The organism is Bacillus sp. JH7 (assembly GCF_001563515.1).
GTDB lineage: Bacteria > Bacillota > Bacilli > Bacillales > Bacillaceae_G > Bacillus_A > Bacillus_A cereus.
The window spans coordinates 2,003,247-2,022,950 of sequence record NZ_LPUS01000001.1; the positions used below are offsets into that span (position 1 = coordinate 2,003,247).

Here is a 19,704-nt window from a genome sequence, read left to right on the forward strand (position 1 = left end):
GGAGGGAATGTATGAAGGATGAAAAAATTTTATCTTTATTTAGATTCTGTTTAAGTCTTCTAGTATGTAGCGCCATTATTACGCAATTCATAATCAGGGCACAAGTGAAACCGTTCAATCCAGTTAACTTTTTTAGTTTCTTTACTATCGAAAGTAACATTTTAGTTGCATGTATTCTCCTTTTAAGTAGTATCGGAACAGCTACATTTGGTCGCTCAGAGCAGTTTAGTATACTTCGTGGTGCGGCGACGGTATATATACTTACGACAGGACTCGTTTATTTTTTGTTACTAAGAGGGTTAGAAGAGTCACTTCAAACGGCAATACCATGGGTAAATACTGTGCTACATTATATCATGCCGATTGCAATGCTTTTAGATTGGATTTTAAATCCACCTATTAAGAAAATCACTTGGAAACAAGCTGCAAGTTGGCTTTTATTCCCGTTTTTTTACGTTGTATATAGCTTAATACGTGGTCCAATCGTGAATTGGTATCCATATCCGTTTTTAGATTCGAGAATAGGTGGATATGGTAAAGTACTTTTATACAGTATAGGGATAGCAGTTGTAATTGGCTCTATTTGTATATTGGTAAGATTTTTAGGGAATCGAAACTTTAGAAAAGAATTTTAGAAATGCAAGAACCCCACTGTGTCTGTTTTTAACAGTGGGGGTTTCACTTTATCCAGCTATTTGTCGGGCTGCCCGTAAAAGTCCGATTGGTGAGGGCTGATGATTAGTGGGAGATGAACAAAACCCCCACTGATTAAGGTTTCACTTTATCTACTCGTCTTCTGAAACGACAACTTTATAAATTTCTCCGTCTTCGTTTCAAATTCTACATCAACAAAAACACCGTATTCTTTTCCGTTCTCACGTAACCACAATTTAAATTTTTCAACAGTTATTTGAACTGTTTTTGGTTTTCTACCTATATGAAGATAGTCAATAATTTCTGCTTTTGGGTATTGTTCTTTCGTCTTTTCTACGGCAAGTTTACCCCATTTGGCATACGGCGGCTGCGCATGAACAATTGATAAGCCTGTATATATATTTGAACATGTTGTTAGGAACAGAATGACAAGTGCGACACGTTTTAACAATTTTTTCATGATGAACTCCTTTTATCCTTTTTTATATTGTTTACATATTTTTTCAACGATATTAGTTTGGATTTTTTTGTCTTCTTTACATAAAAGCGAGGCTTTTACAAAACATAACCAAGAAATCATTTCCGTAATTAAGGAGGGAAAATTATGCGCCAAAAAGCTATTTTTAAAATAGCAGTTTTACTTGCGTTCATAGGACTGTCTTTAATGGTCAGTAGTATACAATTAAAGAATGTAGAAGCTTTTTCTAATCAAGTTATTCAAAGAGGAGCATCTGGCGAAGATGTCATTGAACTGCAATCTCGTTTGAAATATAACGGGTTTTATACGGGAAAAGTGGATGGTGTTTTCGGATGGGGTACATATTGGGCACTTCGGAATTTTCAAGAGAAATTCGGATTACCCGTTGATGGTTTAGCTGGAGCTAAAACGAAGCAAATGCTCGTGAAGGCAACGAAGTATGACAAGTCAACTGCTAATAAAGGGACGACAACGAATAAAGGAAATAGCGGTGGCACTGCACAAGAGAATAAACCACCTCAAAATAAAGGGACAAATGTTCCGAACGGTTATTCTCAAAATGATATTCAGCTTATGGCAAACGCAGTATACGGAGAATCGCGTGGTGAACCGTATTTAGGACAAGTTGCAGTAGCTGCCGTTATTTTGAATCGTGTTACAAGTGCGTCATTCCCAAATACTGTTTCAGGTGTAATCTTTGAACCTAGAGCATTTACAGCGGTAGCCGATGGACAAATATATTTAACGCCAAATGAAACAGCAAAAAAAGCAGTTTTAGATGCGATTAACGGATGGGATCCAACAGGAAATGCTTTATATTATTTCAATCCAGATACTGCGACTAGTAAATGGATTTGGACTCGTCCACAAATTAAAAAAATCGGTAAACATATTTTCTGTAAATAGAGCGGAGGTGGGACAATGTTACGAGGTATTATCATTGTATTATTAACAGTCGGTGTAGTAGGAACAGGCTATTGGGGCTATAAAGAGCACCAAGAGAAAAATGCAGTTTTAATTCGAGCGGAAAATAGCTATCAACGTGCATTCCATGATTTAGCATACGAAGTCGATTTATTACACGATAAAATTGGCACAACACTTGCGATGAATTCACGATCATCTTTATCACCTGCATTAGCGGATGTATGGCGTTTAACATCTGAAGCTCGCTCGGATGTAGGGCAACTTCCTTTAACATTAATGCCATTTAATAAAACGGAAGAATTTTTAGCGAATATCGGTGATTTCAGTTACCGTGCAGCCATTCGTGATTTAGAAAAAGAGCCGTTAAATGAGCAAGAATATAAAACGCTACAAACTTTATATTCAAATGCAGGAAATATACAAGATGAACTAAGAAAAGTACAACATCTTGTTTTGAAAAATAATTTACGCTGGATGGATGTAGAAATGGCACTTGCATCAAATCGCGATCCAGCAGATAACACAATTATTGATGGATTGAAAACTGTAGAGAAAAACGTAACATCATATTCTTCTACAAACTTCGGACCGACCTTTACAAGTGCGCAAAAAAATAAAAAAGGCGGATTTGAAGCGGAAGGAAAGGCAATTTCTAAAGATGAAGCGGCGAAAATCGCAAAATCGTTTCTGAATTTAAAAGGAAATGAAAAAGTAGATGTTGAGAAAAGCGGAAAAGGTGCGAAAGAATCCTTCTATAGTGTGAAAATTAAAGATGAAGCAACGAATAATGAGTTCTATATGGATATTACCGGAAAAGGCGGATATCCAATTTGGGTTATGAATAACCGCGAAATTAAAGAACAGAAAGTTAGTTTAAACGATGCAGGTAGTAAAGGTTTGAAATTTTTAAAGGACCATAAGTTTAATAATATGGAGCTTTATGATAGCTCTCAATATGATAATGTTGGTGTATTTACGTATGTAGTAAATGAAAATGGAGTACGAATTTATCCAGAAGCAATCCAAATGAAAATTGCTTTAGATGATGGTTCTATCGTTGGGTTCTCCGCAAAAGAATATTTAGCGTCACATCAAAAGCGAACAGTTCCATCGGCAAAGCTAACTGCAGCAGAAGCAAGAAAGAAAATCAATCCGGATGTAAAAGTCATGGAAGAACGTAAAGCTTTAGTAGTCAATGATTTGCATAATGAAGTGCTTTGCTATGAATTTGTAGGCACTTTAGGAAAAGATACGTACCAAATATTCATTAATGCTAATAGCGGGGCCGAGGAAAAGGTAAAGAAAATGCAAGCTGTTGAAAAAATTTATGATTAAACCTTAATAGTGAAGTGGTGAAAATAATGAAAACTCTAATATATATATTGATGCTTTGCTTCGTTATAACTGGATGCAGTATTGGAAAAAAAGACAATCCAAACGAAAAGCCGGAACAAAAAAATGTTTCAATGAAAAATGTTAATTATACGAATAAATCAAATAAGCCAAATGAAAAAGCAGCAGATCATTTAGCATCTTTAGCAGCAAGTGTGCCAGGTGTGAATGATGCAACGGCGGTCGTTGTTGGAAAATATGCTATTGTAGGTATTGATGTAAAAGCAAAACTTGATCGAACTCGAGTTGAATCAATTAAATACTCTGTTGCAGAAAGTTTAAAAAATGACCCTGACGGTGCTAATGCAGTCGTTGTAGCAGATGTTGATACGTATGAACGGCTCAAACAAATCGGAAAGCAAATTAAAAAAGGAAAAACAGGTGAAGGTATACTAGATGAATTAGCCGCTATTGTGGGCCGAGTAATGCCACAAGTTCCAAATGATATGATAGAAAATAGAGAAACGAATCCAATTAAAGATAATGATAAACAATTACCAAAAGATGAAGAACAAGAGTTAAGAAAAGAACAGGATGATCAATCAAATAATCATTTGAATAAATGAAATTAGCCTCGTACTTAATTGTACGAGGTTTTTAAATACAATATTAAATATTCAGTTTATTTTTAAGGAAAAATATGGTTTAATTATGATGGGAGGGACAACTGTTATGATGAAAAAAAGCGCATGTATATTGTTTAGTTTATGCTTAGGTTTCAGTATGACAGCGTGTGAACAGAGAAAAGAAGTGAAAAATCAAACAGCAACTTCTTCTACTGTGATGGAAAGGCAACAGAAAGAGTCTATCAATATAAATCATTTTTCGAGTATAAATGAAGGGATGACTTATACAGAAGTGAAAGATTTAATTGGTTTTGAAGGAGATTTACTTATAGAAGAAGGGGTAGAACATTCTACACAAATTAAACAAATTTTTGCTTGGAAAGGAAACAATCCAAATTCATTTGTTGAAATTACCTTTTTAGATGGAAGAGTGCATTCAAAAGCACAGCAAGGTATAAGTTAATAAGCTAAAAAATGGGAGAGTTTAGCATGAACATACACACAGGGGAAATTCAATTAGTTCCGTATAAGGAGAAATATAAAGAAGTTATACAAACATTTACTTTACCAAGTGAACAAGTTCAGTTTACATCAGATCCAAGCGCATTACTGGAGAAAGCAAAAAGTGATCGTACAAAAAATGTGATTGTTATTTTAGATTACAATGGGGTACCGGTGGGTCTTTTCGCATTGCAAACAGGCGATAGAGTACAGGAATTTACAGACAATAAAAACGCTTTACTTTTAACATCATTTTCTATTAATCACAATAGACAAAGAAAAGGATTCGCTAAAAAGTCATTGTTATTATTAGAAGAGTTTGTAAAACGTTATTTTCCAATAAAAAATGAAGTTGTACTTGCTGTGAATGAAAGAAATATTCCTGCACAAAATTTATATGCAAAAGTCGGCTTCCAAGATAAAGGTTTTAGAAGAATGGGACCAATAGGCCAACAAATAATAATGCATTTGTCTATAATGAAATAATGAGATAGAAAACTTACTCTTGAATATTCATGTAGTAGGTTTTTTTATTTTAATAATATACAATATATATATAATGAAATAGAAATGAATGATATAAAAAATGAATCAAGATAGAAAATGGAATATCGTTGGGGGAAGAGTGATTAAAACTGGGATTGCAGTTTTTCTTACAGTGTTAGTTTGTGAATTTTTTAATATCTCAACTTGGAGTTATAAAAATGATTTAAAAGATTATAAACCAAATCATTATCATCACCATTTTTCAAGTGAGTATATTATTTTATTTGAGGTATTATCTATTCATGATATGTTAGAAGAATTAAAACAAATATCCGAGAAATATGAGTGGGGAAATCGATTCAATTGATAAGTTCATTTTATTGTGGGGGGAATAGTATGACACTTTATATTGCATTACTAAGAGGAATCAATGTCGGTGGACATAAAGTAATCAAAATGGCTGAGTTAAAACGAGTGTTTGAATCAATAGGGTTAAAACAAGTGAAAACGTATATACAAAGTGGTAATATCGTGTTCGAATCTGAGGAAGATATAAACTTTCTAAAAGACCGAATACAAACGGAAATAAAAAATGAATTTGATTTCGATGTTCCAGTCATGCTAAGAACACATGATGAATTTATAAATATTATTAAGCAATGTCCGTATGAAGTTCATTCATTGTTAGAAGGAGAAAGTGTTCATGTTGCTTTTTTAGCGAATGTACTTTCTGAAGAAGAGAGTAGTCAATTGCTTATATTTAAAAGTGAACTTGAAGATTGCTATATAGATGAGAAAGTCGTTTATTTGTTTTTCAAAAATAGCATTCGAAATTCTAAATTAATGAACCAGTTTCAGAAGTTACATACACCAGCTACAGTTAGGAATTGGCGGACTGTGAACAAATTAAAAGCAATTGTAGAGGGTATGTAAATATAAAAAGATGAGGTTTTCTACATGTAGAAAACCTCATCTTTTTATTTATATTGTTTTGCAACTACGAGTTCGACAATAGGATAAATAAAGAAGGAAGAGCAAATTGCGATGAACAGAGGGAGGTTTTTTACTCCATCTAAATTAGCCCCCATAGAAAATCCTTCAGAGAAGATTAATATAAGGAACATTACAATTACAAGCACAAAATATGCAATTTTAAAGCTTTTATATGTAATTTGTTGTCCCATTTCATCTTGACTTTCTTCTGATACACCGTGGGGATCTCCCTAAGTAATGTAATTAATTAAATTACTAAGTATTAACGAAATAGCAAAAATCGTACCGCCCAAAATAGAACCTTCAGTTATGTATTTATATGTGCCATGTACTAGTATTGCAATTAATGCTAAAACAATGATTATAAAAATAGTTTTTTTAGTATTCAATAAATAATTGCCCCCTCGATTGTAAAAAACTCTTTACAAATATAAGTATAAAATTGGAAAAGTATCATGTCAAATACTTTTTACACGAAATATGTAAGTATGTAATATTTTAGTTCTATGATAAATAAAAAATTACAATACATTTGAATGTAAAAGAATGGGCTCGCATATATTTGGAAGGGATGTCAGATTAATTTAGGGGGTAGTTATGTCTATACTTTTAAAAGCTGGTGCAGATGCAGGAAACAACGGTTTGAAGTTAATGGTGAAAGGGCAAGACCCTATTTTTATTCCGAGTATTTATTCTTTATATATAGGTGAGCCTACAGGACTCTTAGATGAGGTAGATGTTTCATTATCTGAATTAGAAAACCACATTGATGTGACTATAAGTTCGCCATCGTTAATGCTAAATAATGTACGATACATCGTTGGAGAAAAAGTCATTCAAGATCAATTAAAAGGTACTGAGGTAGAGAAGAAATCAAATAAGTCAACGGATGAGTTAATGGTTATTACAATACTATCAGGTTTGGCGGTAAGCGCTATGCGTCAAAGTCCAACTTCTAGCCATATTAATATTCGTTATGATTTATCTGTCGCTCTTCCTATGCAGCTTATTACACAAGAAATAGCTGCTGAAAATGCAAAACGTTATATGGGAAATCATAAGGTTATTTTCCATTATCCGAACGGACGCGATGTGACAATTAATGTTTCAATTGAGTATTGTAAATGCCTACCTGAGGGTGCTTCTGGGACGTGGGGCATTGTATACGATGAAGAAGGAAATGTTGTGAAACATAAAATAGAATGTGAGCAAAATCAAGTTTCTGAAATTGATTTTGTAGATAAAACTCTACTCTCTTTTGATATTGGCGCAGGGACGACAGAAGAAGTCGTTTCATTAGGGGTGAATTTCCGTCCGCAACTAAGTAAAGGTTTATCTTATGGTGTAAAAGAGACGTTACTACAAATCATTACGAGATGGAACCGGAAGTATCCAACTAAAACGATTGATAGCATTACAGAATTCAATCAAATTTATTTAAATGATAAGCATCCGAGAAATACATTATTAGTTGAGGAATCACAGCCAGCGCTATTAGGTTTAGCAGCGCGTGTTGCAACAGATATTATAAATAAAATTGATGATATGAAAGACGATCCATACGTGTTTATTTATGGCGGGGGTGCAGTAATTATTAAAAACAGTTTAAAAATGATTTTAAAGCAAAAAGGACGACTCAAAAATGTAATCTTTGTAGATAATCCGTTATTTACAAATGCACGAGGATTATTAGTCTATACTTGTTCGCCAAAATATAGAGAGCATAAGCAAAAAGAGTTAGGATTTACAAACTTAACGATAAGTTAGTTGGTGGAAGTATGCGATCTAGGCGATATAAACGTGGTGATCGAGTAAAAATCAATATTCATAAATCGGTATCACCTGAAATGCTTGCGTGGCTGAATAAACAATCAAATCCAACTAATTTCTTCTTCTTTGCTGCGCAGCAACTATTTAAACAAGTAGGAGATATTGACGTTTCTAAAGCTTTACCAAGCAGCCATGTTTTCTCATTATATGTGGAGCCTTCATCCTTATTAAAAGTCGAAGTAAACCCTTTTAAAAACATGACACTAGACACAAATACATCCACTGAAAATGCAAAAAAAAAATTATGGGAATCTGTTGATCAATTAGATTGTCCATTTTTTTAAACATAGAAAAATATAAGAAGTCCCCATCACTATACATACGAATACAGTGATGGGGTTTTGTTTGTAAATGGAAGGGGCACAATACAATTTGTGACCCTTCCATTAGTTATTTATCTAAATTTTAGATGTATGTTTAGAAACAGCATTAATTATGCTTTCCCAGTCATCTGGATGGTTTTCATGGCCTGCCCCTTTAAGGGTTAATAGTACTGAGTTTGGAATTTCATTAATTAGTGCGAGGCCATGTTCAAATGGTAGTGCTGTATCGTCTGTTCCGTGAATAACTAATGTAGGTGCTTGTATGGATTGAAGTACACCTTCATATGCATCATCACCTTGAAGTAAAGCGTGATTAAACATACTTAATAAATTGTTTGCGCGTTCTATTTCTTGTTTTACTTGTTTATAAACTCTATTTTCATCAAATATTCGTTCTGATCCACATAATAGACGAGATCCTGAAACTAAATACTCTGCCACATCATTTTTATTTGCCCAATCTATACTTGTGCCATTTACATGATGTGTTAAAATCCTTTCATCCATTGGAGGTAAATCGCGAGTATTGTCATCAGATCCTATTACACTAGTCGCTAGTAAAGTTAGCGTCAAAATTCTTTCGGGATGTTTTACAGCGGCAATTTGAGCAATCATACCACCTAATGACATGCCAAATAGGTGAGCTTTATCAATATGATAAGCATCTAGTACTCCAATTGCATCTTCAGCCATATCTGTTACTGTGTAATTGGAAGTTCTAGGTTCATAGGCAACAGAGCGCCCAACATCACGGTTATCAAAGCGAATAACAAACTTCCCCGTACTAGCCAACAGCTCACAAAACTCTTCATCCCAATAAACCATGGAACATGTAGCACCCATAATTAATAAAATAGCAGGGTTCTTAGGGTTTCCAAAGCTTTCTGTACATATATCAATTCCGTTTATTTTAAACATCTTTTCACTCATATAGTTAGCTCCATTTCTTTTGAATTTGATCAATAAAACAGTTTTGGATGATTCTAAGATGTGTGTAAGATTCGTGGTGGAATTCATCCCGCTATTTGCTGGGCAGTAAGAGTCCCATCTTAAAATTCAGGGAAAGTAAAGAAGTTGGGAGGGGACCAACTTCCCGAAAAAAACCGATTGGCGAGGGTTGATTAAAGTTTCACTTTATAATGCTTCTTGCATAATTACCCCCAAAAATAATTATATGTTAATTCAAGGCAAAAAATTTTGAGAAATAATTGTATGTTATTAAAATAAACAGCAAGGAGGAGAGGAAATGAAAGCAATTATTATTGATCAATATGGTATTGTTGAAGAATTAAAAGAAAGACAAGTTTTAAAACCGGTTGTTCAGAATAACGAAAAAGCTCAACAATAAATAATATCCCATACTATACATTTTCATTTTCGAGTATTATTTATTGTTAGCTATTGTGATATTACTTCTAACAAATACTGTTTCGTATTGTATCGTGTAATTTTTCTAATCCAATTTCCATATCTTTCTCGTTTAACATTGAATAGCTAATTCTTAATTGGTTATCATTTGTTTCGTAATTTAATAGACAAGCTGTTCCTGGTAAAAAAGAGACATCTACTTCATTTGCTTTTTGTAATAAGGTAAAGGGATCTATCGAATCAGGTAGTGTCACCCATAAATTAAAACCTCCATTTGGTATTTCAAAGTGTAGTTCTTTTAATGGCGATAATATATCAATTGTTAAATCACGTCTCATTTGTAAAGCTGTACGTAATTTTTCTAAATGGTTTTTCATACGTTCTGCACGTAAAAACGGTAGAAGTGCCTTCTGTGTTAATAAAGGACTACCGATATCCATTGAACCTTTTACTGCATATAGCCATTCAAAAATAGGACCATCGGCAATAAGTGCCGCGATACGCAGTCCTGGTGCTAACGTTTTACTAAATCCTTTTATATATATTACGTGGCCATCCTTATCAAAACTTTTGATTGGGGGCGGGATTATAGCATCCTCAAAATATATTTCTCCGAAAGAATCATCTTCAATAATAAAAAATTGATATAACTCCGATAGTTCTATAAGTTCCATTCTTCGTTCTTTACTCATTACTGTACCTGTCGGATTCTGGAAGGTGGGATTCGTATACAATAAAACGGGATTTTTACTTTGACAAATATCATCAATTAAGTCGGAGCGAACTCCATGATTATCAAGAGAAACGGGAATGATTTGAACACCTTTATTGATGAAAATATCAAGCGCAGCACTGTAACATGGACTTTCTACTAATACAATATCTCCAGGTTTTAATAATGTTTGAGCAATTAAATCAATTCCTTGTTGTGCGCCGCTTGTAATTAATAATTGAGATGGGTCTGTCACTAATTTCTGGTGTTCATTTAAGTAATTTGCTATTTCAACTCGCAATTCATAATCGCCTTGAACTGGCCCATAAGTTGCTAACAACATCGGATTTTTATCCAGCAATTTATGCATTTCATCTGCCAAAAATGGATTTGGTAACAGACGAGGATACAGAATTGCTTGTGAAAAATTATAATATTTACGGTGCTTATTCATTGCATATTGAGAACGCATAACATTAATCGTTTTCATTTGTTGCCATTTATACGGAATTGGTTTGAAATCTTTCTTTACCCGTTTATATATGTAAGCACCTTTTCCTTGTTCGATGCGTATATACCCTTTCGTTTCTAACTGTTTATACGCTTTACGAACTGTTAATACATTGATTTGTAAATCTGTGGCCATACAACGTAAAGAAGGAAGAGATTCACCATGTGAAAGCATACCACTTTGTATTCTGTCAACAATTTGCATATATATTTGCTTGTAATACGGTATGTTTGTTTCTTTACGCAATACAATTTTCATAGGTTCACCTATTTTTCTTTTTAACTTAATTAAAGCGAAAAATATATAGGGAATCAACTACAACTTGAAGTAACTGTTATATGTACCGATACACTGTTATACACCATAGCCTCTATACTCATTCTAAGAGTAAAAAGGAGGAAGCAAAATGGTCATTTTTAATTACATTTTAGTATGTATTATTTTCGGGACAACATTTTTAACGATAAAAATTGGAATTGAAGCAGGGGCGCCACCGTTGTTTTCAGCAGGAATTCGCTTCTTTTTAGCGGGCATAATCCTTATGATTATTTTTAAATTAAAGCGAAAAGAAATTATGCCACATATATTTTCAAAACGCATTATGTATGCTGGATTTTGTTTAACATTTATGACATTCGCAAGTTTATATTGGTCAGAACAATATATTTCTTCGGGATTAGCTGCTGTTCTTTCTGCTACGGGACCAATGATGATTTTATTAATACAAGCAAAGAGGAATAGGGAGAAATTACAAAAGGAACAACTCGTTGCTTTAGTTATTGCACTAGCAGGTGTTATATTTGTTTCTTTACCAGGAATGCATCAACAAGTAAGTTTCATATGGAGTATTGCTTGTATTGTGTTAGTTATAGGGGAGTTATTTTACGGAATAGGCTCTATTCGTTCGAAAGAAATACTGTCAGATTTATCAAATGTATCACCATTTCTTATTAACGGTATTCAAATGTTTTATGGAGGGATTTTACTACTAATCGCATCTATTATTGTAGAACAACCAAATGTAACCGTATTAACTTCATGGAGTGTGCAATGGCCTATTTTATATCTCATATTTATCGGATCGATTGGTGGACACGGATTATATTACTGGCTCTTATCAAAAACAAATCCAGTATTTCCATCGACGTGGTTATATGTATCACCATTAATTGCAATAATTGTGGGATATATCATTTTAGGAGAACCTTTAAATCCTACAATGGGAATGGGGGCTTGTCTTATATTGATTGGTGTATTTTTGGCCAATCGTTCAACACTACGGACTTATTTCAAAAAAGGGCGGTTATTAGAGAAGGAGATGTAGTTTAATAAAGCAATAGCCCTGTATATTACAGGACTGACAAAATCAAAAACACAGTTGGAAAAATAACCAACTGTGTTTTTGATAATTAATTCACTTTTTTAATAAAGCCTTTATAATGACGTTTTACAAGCTGGCTTTCTAACGTCTTCATAGTTTCTAGTGCTACACCGACAATGATAAGTAAGCTTGTACCACCAATTTGAGCAGAAGGTGGTAACGTAGCAATTTTCGTGAATATGAGCGGTAATATAGAAATAGCACCTAAGAAAATTGCACCGATAAATGTTAAACGGTATAGAATTTTAGTTACATATTGTTCAGTTGCTTTACCAGGACGAATACCAGGAACATATCCATTTTGCTTTTTCAAATTCTCAGCCATTTGTTCAGGATTTACTTGAATAAATGCGTAGAAGTATGTGAAAGCAACAATAAGACCGACATAAAGTGTCATTCCAATTGGATGTGCGAAATCAAGATTTGCAACTAACCATTTTGATACGCTTGAATCAGGGAAGAGCTGCGCAATTGTACGCGGCGTCATTAAAAATGCAGAAGCAAAGATAACTGGTATAACACCAGCACTATTTACTTTAAGCGGTAAATGAGTGTTTTTTGCTCCTTGATATTGATTGTTTCCTGAAACAGCTTTTGCATATTGGATCGGTATTTTACGTACAGCTTGTTGAATGTAAATAACACCAACAACTATCGCTAAAATTACGAGTCCAATTAAAACAATTTTTATTATGTGCATAAATAGCTGATCGCCAGCATTTTGGAATTGTTGTAAATAAATTTGATTTGCAACATTTGGAATGGCGGCAACGAGACCTGCGAAGATAATCATCGAAATACCATTACCAACTCCGTTAGCGGTAATTTGTTCGCCTAACCAAAGTAAAAATGCAGTACCTGCAGTTAAAACTGTCGCAATAAATAAGTATGTAGTCCAGCTTTGATCTGTTATTAATTGTCCACCTGCTATATTATTAAAGCCATAAGACATTCCGATGGCCTGTATGAATGCGAGAATGATTGTAAAGTATCGAGTGAATTGAGCTGATTTCTTACGGCCCATTTCTCCTTGCTTTGCCCATTCCGAAAATTTAGGTATAACATCCATTTGTAGTAACTGTACTATGATGGAAGCTGTAATATATGGTGTAATACCTACAGCAAAGATTGAGAAGTGTTGCAATGCTCCTCCGCCAAATACGTTTAACATACCTAGAACGTTAGCTTGATCTTGTACTTTTAATACCTCTGCGTTAGTATGAGGAACTGGAATAAACGTGCCAATTCGAAAAACGATTAACATCGCTAGTGTAAAAAGGATTTTCCTTCTTATCTCAGCTACTCTCATGAAATTTGAAATCGTACGAAACATTATGTCGCCTCCTATATTTTTATCAGTAAAAAACTGATTATTATACCCTATGAAGTAACCACAAACCTCCTTCCGCACTAAATTCATTTGACAAATGGATTTTCATACACTTTGTAGTTTTCACGGATATAAAAATATAAGGTGTTATATAAGCGACCTATACACTTCACGTAATCATTCAATACCCATAATATATCGAATAAATTAACAAATGTACATACATACGCATTAAAAATGAATAAATAGGGTCTTTTTTTACATTTATTTAATGATAAATTGATAGGACATTATACTGGTAAATGCGCTTCGTATATTCCTTTAATCAATTAAAATCCTCCACCTTTTTATTTTCTTACAATTAATATATCGATTTAAAAAGAATTTAAAATCAAATAAAAGTATGAAAGTACATACTACTTTAGTAGTAGTAATAGTAATCAATTGTATTTCAATTAAAATTCATGTGATTAGAGGATTCTTTTTATTTAAGAAGGAATAAATATTTAAAGAAAGCTAAATAAACAGTGTACATATTTATAGGGGAGAAGATGTAAATGAAAGTTTTTATAAAAAAATTTCCACCATTAGAAGTAGCATATATAAGACGAACTGGTAGCTACTTTGAACCACAAGATCACTGGGGAAAGTTACTGAATTGGTCAATTGAAAATAAACTTTATCCACCAGAGCAATCATTTATCGGAATATCATTAGATAATCCTGAACTTGTTGCAAGTCATAAGTGCCGGCATGATGCATGTGTTACGATTCCTGAAAACTTCGATAAAGAAAAGCATCATGATGTGCAATTTAAAAGATTAGATGGAGGTACATATGGTCTATACCAGTTCTATGATGAACCTCATAAATTAAGTGAAGCGTATCAATACATGTATGCAGAGTGGCTACCAAATAGTGAGTATGATGCAGATTATGATAGAGATAATTTAGAGTTTTGCTTAAATAATGTTGCTGAAGATCTAGACGGAAAGTTAAAAGTTAATTTATTTGTGCCAATTAAAAAGATATAAAAAAACAAATAATTTCATTTGTAGCTTTAAAATGAAATTGGAATAGTAGTGAAAGAAAAACTTTTTTTGAAGATAATATTTCTAGCGTAGGAATTTAAGTATGTAGGTTGCAATGAAAGGAGAATCCACATGGATACATTTGTAAATGACAAGTTTTATGAAACGAGAGATCAATTAGTTGAGGAAATTAATTTGTTGAGTGATGCTCAATTTAATAGGAAACCAGATAAGGATAAATGGAGTATTGCACAAGTTTGTCATCATTTAGTTTTATTAGATGAGAGAGTTATAACAGTTATTTCATCAGGATTAAAAAAGTTAGATAGTACCCAAAATGAGCGTAAAGAAATTCACACTATTTTATTAGATAGAACGAAAAAGTTTATAGCTCCAGAAATGATTGAACCAAGTATAGAACCATTTGAAGTGGAGCAAATGCTCAATATGCTAAACGAATCAAGAAAAGAATTGATGCGTTTCCTGAGTACAATAGAAGATGAGTCTATATTAGCGAAAAAAGCAGTGATGCATCCAGCTCTTGGAGAATTATCCCTTGATCAGTGGATAGAACTGATTTATTTACATGAACAGCGTCATATTTCACAAATAAAAGAGATAAAATTACTTTGTGAAATTGAAAAGTAAAAATCATTCCCTATTTATTGATGCGTATTATAAACAGGGAAAACGGTTGATTCATATTGATTCAGAAGAAAACAAAAATAGAATGAAATTAGTTGAAAGTAACCAATAAGCTTAAGAAAATATGAAACTATCCGATTTTCTGTATAAGTGTAACCCCGTCTTAAATGAAGAGCGGGGTTATTTTTTTGGAAGTATTTTCATTGAGAAGGAAATACTTCGACAATGAAATTCAAAAAAATAATCATCATAACATATTTTATATGCGAATTTTAGTAAATTGAAATAATGATTTTATGATGATGAATGATATGTCCTTATTTTGAAAGTACTCTTCACACGCTTAAGGAAGGGGTATTCTGTCAGGAAACGATAAAATACAATTCTGTTAGGAGATGTATGCAATTTATTCTCTTTATTTTGCAACAGAACCACCTTCAAAATTATCTTTTGTAGTTGAAGTTTCCTGAATAATAAGTTACATTTTTAAAGTTCAAGCAACTTTATGAAAGTACAAAAAGGGGAGAAATATTATTAGTATGCAAAAAATGAAATGGAAGAACTATGTATGTTACTTTGTAATTCTATTACTGCTTGGAACAGCAGTAATAGTCAAACCACCTATCTCTAAGGCTGAGGAATCTGAAGTTAATATCACATTGTTAGGTACTGCAGATATTCATGGTAGATTTATGCCTTGGGATTATGCGCTTGATGGAGCAAATATGAGTGGAAGTTTGACGCAGCTTTATACGGTTATAAAGAAGGTCCGTCAAGAAAATCCAAATACCATATTAGTAGATGCTGGGGATACAATTCAAGGAAACTCAGTAGAATTATTCAACGATAAACCACAATCGCCAATGATGGTAGCGATGAATACAATGGGATATGACGCCTGGGCATTTGGAAATCATGAATTCAATTTTGGATTAGATACATTGAAAAAAGTTAGTGAGCACTATAAGGGAAAAACGTTAGCAGGAAATATTTATAAGGAAAATGGAGAGCGCTTTCTTCCTGCATATACAATTGTAGAAAAAGGTGGAATTAAAGTTGGGATTATTGGTATGAATACACCAATGATTAGTGATTTTGAAAAAGGGACAGATCACTTAGATGGTTTAGTGGTGAAAAATCCGGTAGAAGAGACGAAAAAGGCAATTAAGGAATTAGAAGGTAAAGTAGATGTAATGGTAGGAGTTATGCATATGGGATTAGAAAATGAGAATGGTATCCCTGGTACTGGTGTTCAAGAAATTGCAAATGCTTGTCCGGAACTAAGCGCTATTTTTGCGGCTCACATGCATAAACTTGTAAAAAAAGAAGTTGTAAATGGCGTAATTATTACAGAACCAGATAAATATGGAACACATATTTCACGTATTGACCTTACTTTTACAAAGCAAGATGGGAAGTTGACTTTAAAAAATAAAACTGCTACCGCTATACCTGTAAAAAATGCTGATGGAACAACGATATTATCTGATCCTACACTTGAAGAAACATTAACACCTTTTCACGAATATGCGAGAGGAGATGCAAATGTTGTAGTCGCTCAATTAAAGGGTAGAAATCTTGTTCCTGAAAATGAAATAAAGGGTATTCCAAGTGTTCAGATTCAAGAAACACCTTTATCAGATTTCTTTCATGAAGTCATGCTCTACTACAGTAAAGCAGATGTAGTAGCCCATCAAATTGATAATGATTATGCCCGTTTGGATATAGGTCCTATTAAGAAAAAAGATATTGCGTACAATTACCAATATGCCTTGGGAGAAATTACAGTATATAAGATTTCTGGAAAAGATTTAAAAGACTATATGGAATGGGCAGCAGGATATTTTAACTCATCTCGTGCCGGAGATGTAACCGTTAGCTTTGATAAAACCCGCCGTGCATCTAAATACAGTACGAATGATTTCTTTGGAGGCGTAAAATACGAAATTGACTTAACAAAACCATATGGAAGTAGAATTACAAATTTACGCTCTATTCGTACAAACAAACCAATCAAAACGAGCGATGTTATGACGCTGGGAATGAATGCATATAGAATGGAGGCTCTTCAGGCAAAAGGGGGAGCTTTAGAGGGGCGTAAGTTTGAACAAATTTGGTCATCTAAACAAGAGAATGCATTTGGAGAAACAGGCGGAACCATTCGTAACCTTGCTATTACATATTTAAAAGAGGTAAAGAATGGTGTATACACTCCAAAAGTTATGCGTAATTGGAAAATTACTGGTGTAGATTTACATTCTTCAGAGCATAAGGCTGTAGTTGATCTCGTGAATAAAGGGATTTTAGAAATTCCAAAAACAGAAGACGGAAAATACACAAATATAGCATCTATAAATACGAAAGACTCAATTTCAAAAGAAGAAATTGTAGCACTCTCACAAAAAGCAAATATTAATCCAAATGAGTTTAATCATGCAAAGACAAAAGGTGAATTTTATAAAAAACTTAATAGGATTACTAAAAAAATATAAATTATAAGGTTTCTTATAGTGATTGTTATTTTAATAGTATGAAACCCACTCTTACAATAGTAAAGAGTGGGTTTTTATGTTGTTATTTAGATGTAAGTATACTTTTATTAGAATGAATATAGATAATTAATAACTAACCAATTGGATGAGCGTCTATAAGGATTCTCTTTTATTCAAATTAATGTACATATGTGTTCCGTTCATTATTTATAATATTGACCACAATTTATGTAATTTTGCATAATGTTACATAAATTTCGTATTTTCTCTTTTTTCCGACAGAAATAGACAGTATACTTTGTACAAGCTTTCTATTTCAAAAATTATACGAGGTGAAATAATGAAAAACAAAAAGACATTAACTAAGGTAGCATTAACAACAGGATTAGCTTTAACAGCTGTGGCACCATATGGCGTAGGTCATGCAGAGGAAACAGATCAACTACAAGTCCAAATTCAAGAGGAATCGTTCCGTTCGGGTGAACTTACACAACCGTCACAAAAGGCACCAGAAAATGTAGTAAAGGATGCACTTAAGGAGAAAACAGAGCAAGCTCTGTCCCAAAAACAAGTCAATGGAGAAGCAGGAGTAGATTATAAAGTTCTTCAAAAACGTGGTTCGTATGATGGAACTACACTTGTGCGTATGCAACAAACATACGAAGGAAAAGAAGTATATGGACATCAATTAACTGCACACGTAGATAATAATGGTGTTATTAAAAGTGTTTCAGGTGATAGCGCACAAAATTTAAAACAAGAAGAATTGAAAAAACCTATTAATCTATCAAAAGATGAAGCAAAACAATTTATTTATACGAAGTACGGAAACGATCTCAAGTTTATTTCTGAGCCGGAAGTTAAAGAGGTTATTTTTGTTGATGAAAATAATGGACAAGCTAAAAATGCATACCAAGTTACCTTTGAAGCTGCAACACCAAACTATGTTTCTGGTACTTATTTAGTAAATGCACAAAATGGTGATATGTTAAAAAATATGGTACAAGAATCTAACTTAAAAGCCAGTGACAAACTAGTTGGAGCTTTAAAGAAAAGTAAACAAAGCAGTCTTACATCATTAACTGGAACAGGAAAAGATGATTTAGGTATTTCTCGTTCATTTGGTATCTCTAAACAAAGTAATGGCAAATATGCTCTTGCTGATTATACAAGAGGGCAAGGCATTGAAACATATGATGTGAATTACAGAGATATTACTAAAGAAGAAAGCTATTATCCTGGTACATTAGCGACTAGTACTTCGGCAACATTTAACGATCCGAAAGCAGTAAGTGCTCATTACTTAGCAACAAAAGTATTTGATTTTTATAAAGATAAATACAAGCGTAATAGCTTTGATAATAAAGGACAAAAAGTAGTTTCAGTTGTACACGCTTGGGATTCTGAAGAGACGAATGATCCGAAAAATTGGCAGAATGCATTAAGTGCTAATAATGGAAGTATGCTTGTATATGGCGATCCTATTGTTAAAGCATATGACGTAGCTGGACATGAATTTACACACGCTGTTACTTCTAGCGAATCTAATCTTGAATATTACGGAGAATCCGGTGCGATTAATGAGGCATTATCTGATATTATGGGAACATCTATTGAGAAATACGTAAATAATGGAAAATTCAACTGGACAATGGGAGAACAAACGGGATCTGTTTTCCGTGATATGGAAAACCCAGCTTCTGTTCCATCTTCACTTGGAGTACCTTATCCAGATGATTACAGTGAATTTAACGATTTTAATGGATGGGATCAAGGCGGTGTTCATTTTAATTCAAGTATTATTAATAAAGTTGCGTATCTCATTGCGAAAGGCGGAACTCATAACGGAGTAACTGTTAAAGGAATTGGTGAAGATAAAATGTTTGATATTTTCTATTATGCAAATACAGATGAGTTAAACATGACTTCTAATTTCAAAGAATTGAGATCAGCATGTATTCGAGTGGCAACTAATAAATATGGTGCGAATACAGCTGAAGTTCAAGCAGTTCAAAAAGCATTTGATGCAGCAAAAATTAAGTAATTTAGAAATATAGTTCTCATTCATATATTAATACATTATG

General features: G+C 33.3%; 18 protein-coding genes and 2 pseudogenes. 15 read left to right on the top strand and 5 right to left on the bottom strand.

Features of this window, described 5'->3' with window-relative positions:
• Positions 1–11 precede the first annotated feature (11 nt).
• A complete protein-coding gene (locus tag AU379_RS10195; protein WP_061139198.1) occupies positions 12–635 on the top strand; it encodes a Pr6Pr family membrane protein in 624 nt (207 codons plus the stop codon).
• Positions 636–781: 146 nt separating this feature from the next.
• Here the strand turns inward: AU379_RS10195 and AU379_RS10200 are convergent, their stop codons facing one another.
• Positions 782–1,114, bottom strand: coding sequence for a DUF3889 domain-containing protein (locus tag AU379_RS10200; protein WP_000734900.1), 333 nt, complete (start codon positions 1,112–1,114; stop codon positions 782–784).
• Positions 1,115–1,258: 144 nt separating this feature from the next.
• On the opposite strand from AU379_RS10200, the gene sleB reads away from it, so the two are divergent.
• From sleB to AU379_RS10235, 7 genes and pseudogenes are all read left to right on the top strand, one after another.
• Complete coding sequence (gene sleB / locus AU379_RS10205; RefSeq protein ID WP_001249053.1) at positions 1,259–2,038, top strand: spore cortex-lytic enzyme; 780 nt, start codon at positions 1,259–1,261, stop codon at positions 2,036–2,038.
• 15 nt (positions 2,039–2,053) lie between these two features.
• A complete protein-coding gene (ypeB, locus tag AU379_RS10210) occupies positions 2,054–3,394 on the top strand; it encodes a germination protein YpeB (protein ID WP_000943727.1) in 1,341 nt (446 codons plus the stop codon).
• Between the two features lie 26 nt (positions 3,395–3,420).
• Positions 3,421–4,017, top strand: a complete 597-nt coding sequence (locus AU379_RS10215; RefSeq protein WP_000854053.1) for a YhcN/YlaJ family sporulation lipoprotein — start codon at positions 3,421–3,423, stop codon at positions 4,015–4,017.
• Positions 4,018–4,123: 106 nt separating this feature from the next.
• Positions 4,124–4,480: a hypothetical protein gene (locus tag AU379_RS10220; RefSeq protein ID WP_000976447.1), complete on the top strand. Its 357-nt coding sequence runs from the start codon at positions 4,124–4,126 to the stop codon at positions 4,478–4,480.
• A gap of 11 nt (positions 4,481–4,491) precedes the next feature.
• Positions 4,492–5,004 carry a GNAT family protein gene (locus tag AU379_RS10225; protein WP_157462617.1) on the top strand — a complete coding sequence of 171 codons (513 nt, stop codon included), beginning with the start codon at positions 4,492–4,494 and terminating at the stop codon, positions 5,002–5,004.
• 100 nt (positions 5,005–5,104) lie between these two features.
• Positions 5,105–5,175 (top strand): annotated as a pseudogene (locus AU379_RS30900) (hypothetical protein); the annotation flags it as partial.
• 225 nt (positions 5,176–5,400) lie between these two features.
• The gene (locus tag AU379_RS10235; RefSeq protein ID WP_000177395.1) at positions 5,401–5,937 is read left to right on the top strand and encodes a DUF1697 domain-containing protein; all 537 of its coding nucleotides are present in this window, start codon (positions 5,401–5,403) and stop codon (positions 5,935–5,937) included.
• Between the two features lie 44 nt (positions 5,938–5,981).
• Here the strand turns inward: AU379_RS10235 and AU379_RS10240 are convergent.
• Positions 5,982–6,386 (bottom strand): annotated as a pseudogene (locus AU379_RS10240) (hypothetical protein).
• 208 nt (positions 6,387–6,594) lie between these two features.
• Between AU379_RS10240 and AU379_RS10245 the strand changes: the two are divergent.
• Positions 6,595–7,764: a ParM/StbA family protein gene (locus AU379_RS10245; RefSeq protein WP_000025622.1), complete on the top strand. Its 1,170-nt coding sequence runs from the start codon at positions 6,595–6,597 to the stop codon at positions 7,762–7,764.
• An 11-nt stretch (positions 7,765–7,775) separates the two neighbouring features.
• The gene (locus tag AU379_RS10250) at positions 7,776–8,111 is read left to right on the top strand and encodes a hypothetical protein (RefSeq protein ID WP_001257760.1); all 336 of its coding nucleotides are present in this window, start codon (positions 7,776–7,778) and stop codon (positions 8,109–8,111) included.
• Positions 8,112–8,225: 114 nt separating this feature from the next.
• Here the strand turns inward: AU379_RS10250 and AU379_RS10255 are convergent, their stop codons facing one another.
• Both AU379_RS10255 and AU379_RS10260 read right to left on the bottom strand, forming a co-directional pair.
• Positions 8,226–9,080, bottom strand: coding sequence for an alpha/beta hydrolase (locus AU379_RS10255; RefSeq protein ID WP_001291320.1), 855 nt, complete (start codon positions 9,078–9,080; stop codon positions 8,226–8,228).
• Between the two features lie 485 nt (positions 9,081–9,565).
• Positions 9,566–10,999 carry a PLP-dependent aminotransferase family protein gene (locus AU379_RS10260; protein WP_000706791.1) on the bottom strand — a complete coding sequence of 478 codons (1,434 nt, stop codon included), beginning with the start codon at positions 10,997–10,999 and terminating at the stop codon, positions 9,566–9,568.
• Positions 11,000–11,147: 148 nt separating this feature from the next.
• On the opposite strand from AU379_RS10260, the gene AU379_RS10265 reads away from it, so the two are divergent.
• Positions 11,148–12,065 (top strand): EamA family transporter, encoded by a 918-nt coding sequence (locus AU379_RS10265; protein ID WP_000234333.1) that lies wholly within the window; start codon positions 11,148–11,150, stop codon positions 12,063–12,065.
• Between the two features lie 85 nt (positions 12,066–12,150).
• On the opposite strand, the gene secY is transcribed toward AU379_RS10265, so the two are convergent.
• Positions 12,151–13,455: a preprotein translocase subunit SecY gene (secY, locus tag AU379_RS10270; RefSeq protein ID WP_000490133.1), complete on the bottom strand. Its 1,305-nt coding sequence runs from the start codon at positions 13,453–13,455 to the stop codon at positions 12,151–12,153.
• Positions 13,456–14,009: 554 nt separating this feature from the next.
• Here secY and AU379_RS10275 point away from each other — a divergent pair.
• The 4 genes from AU379_RS10275 to AU379_RS10290 all read left to right on the top strand — a co-directional run bounded on the left by AU379_RS10275 (position 14,010) and on the right by AU379_RS10290 (position 19,664).
• A complete protein-coding gene (locus AU379_RS10275) occupies positions 14,010–14,486 on the top strand; it encodes a GyrI-like domain-containing protein (RefSeq protein WP_000862353.1) in 477 nt (158 codons plus the stop codon).
• Positions 14,487–14,615: 129 nt separating this feature from the next.
• Positions 14,616–15,131, top strand: a complete 516-nt coding sequence (locus tag AU379_RS10280; RefSeq protein WP_000379370.1) for a DinB family protein — start codon at positions 14,616–14,618, stop codon at positions 15,129–15,131.
• A gap of 536 nt (positions 15,132–15,667) precedes the next feature.
• Positions 15,668–17,620: a 5'-nucleotidase C-terminal domain-containing protein gene (locus AU379_RS10285; protein ID WP_061139200.1), complete on the top strand. Its 1,953-nt coding sequence runs from the start codon at positions 15,668–15,670 to the stop codon at positions 17,618–17,620.
• 340 nt (positions 17,621–17,960) lie between these two features.
• Complete coding sequence (locus AU379_RS10290; RefSeq protein WP_000791453.1) at positions 17,961–19,664, top strand: M4 family metallopeptidase; 1,704 nt, start codon at positions 17,961–17,963, stop codon at positions 19,662–19,664.
• The last annotated feature ends 40 nt before the right edge of the window (positions 19,665–19,704 follow it).

Excerpts from the sequence above, each read along its gene's own strand:
- AU379_RS10195 (WP_061139198.1), top strand. The coding sequence starts at position 12 with ATGAAGGATGAAAAAATTTTATCTTTATTTAGATTCTGTTTAAGTCTT.
- AU379_RS10200 (WP_000734900.1), bottom strand. The coding sequence starts at position 1,114 with ATGAAAAAATTGTTAAAACGTGTCGCACTTGTCATTCTGTTCCTAACA.
- sleB (WP_001249053.1), top strand. The coding sequence starts at position 1,259 with ATGCGCCAAAAAGCTATTTTTAAAATAGCAGTTTTACTTGCGTTCATA.
- ypeB (WP_000943727.1), top strand. The coding sequence starts at position 2,054 with ATGTTACGAGGTATTATCATTGTATTATTAACAGTCGGTGTAGTAGGA.
- AU379_RS10215 (WP_000854053.1), top strand. The coding sequence starts at position 3,421 with ATGAAAACTCTAATATATATATTGATGCTTTGCTTCGTTATAACTGGA.
- AU379_RS10220 (WP_000976447.1), top strand. The coding sequence starts at position 4,124 with ATGATGAAAAAAAGCGCATGTATATTGTTTAGTTTATGCTTAGGTTTC.
- AU379_RS10225 (WP_157462617.1), top strand. The coding sequence starts at position 4,492 with ATGGGAGAGTTTAGCATGAACATACACACAGGGGAAATTCAATTAGTT.
- AU379_RS10235 (WP_000177395.1), top strand. The coding sequence starts at position 5,401 with ATGACACTTTATATTGCATTACTAAGAGGAATCAATGTCGGTGGACAT.
- AU379_RS10245 (WP_000025622.1), top strand. The coding sequence starts at position 6,595 with ATGTCTATACTTTTAAAAGCTGGTGCAGATGCAGGAAACAACGGTTTG.
- AU379_RS10250 (WP_001257760.1), top strand. The coding sequence starts at position 7,776 with ATGCGATCTAGGCGATATAAACGTGGTGATCGAGTAAAAATCAATATT.
- AU379_RS10255 (WP_001291320.1), bottom strand. The coding sequence starts at position 9,080 with ATGAGTGAAAAGATGTTTAAAATAAACGGAATTGATATATGTACAGAA.
- AU379_RS10260 (WP_000706791.1), bottom strand. The coding sequence starts at position 10,999 with ATGAAAATTGTATTGCGTAAAGAAACAAACATACCGTATTACAAGCAA.
- AU379_RS10265 (WP_000234333.1), top strand. The coding sequence starts at position 11,148 with ATGGTCATTTTTAATTACATTTTAGTATGTATTATTTTCGGGACAACA.
- secY (WP_000490133.1), bottom strand. The coding sequence starts at position 13,455 with ATGTTTCGTACGATTTCAAATTTCATGAGAGTAGCTGAGATAAGAAGG.
- AU379_RS10275 (WP_000862353.1), top strand. The coding sequence starts at position 14,010 with ATGAAAGTTTTTATAAAAAAATTTCCACCATTAGAAGTAGCATATATA.
- AU379_RS10280 (WP_000379370.1), top strand. The coding sequence starts at position 14,616 with ATGGATACATTTGTAAATGACAAGTTTTATGAAACGAGAGATCAATTA.
- AU379_RS10285 (WP_061139200.1), top strand. The coding sequence starts at position 15,668 with ATGCAAAAAATGAAATGGAAGAACTATGTATGTTACTTTGTAATTCTA.
- AU379_RS10290 (WP_000791453.1), top strand. The coding sequence starts at position 17,961 with ATGAAAAACAAAAAGACATTAACTAAGGTAGCATTAACAACAGGATTA.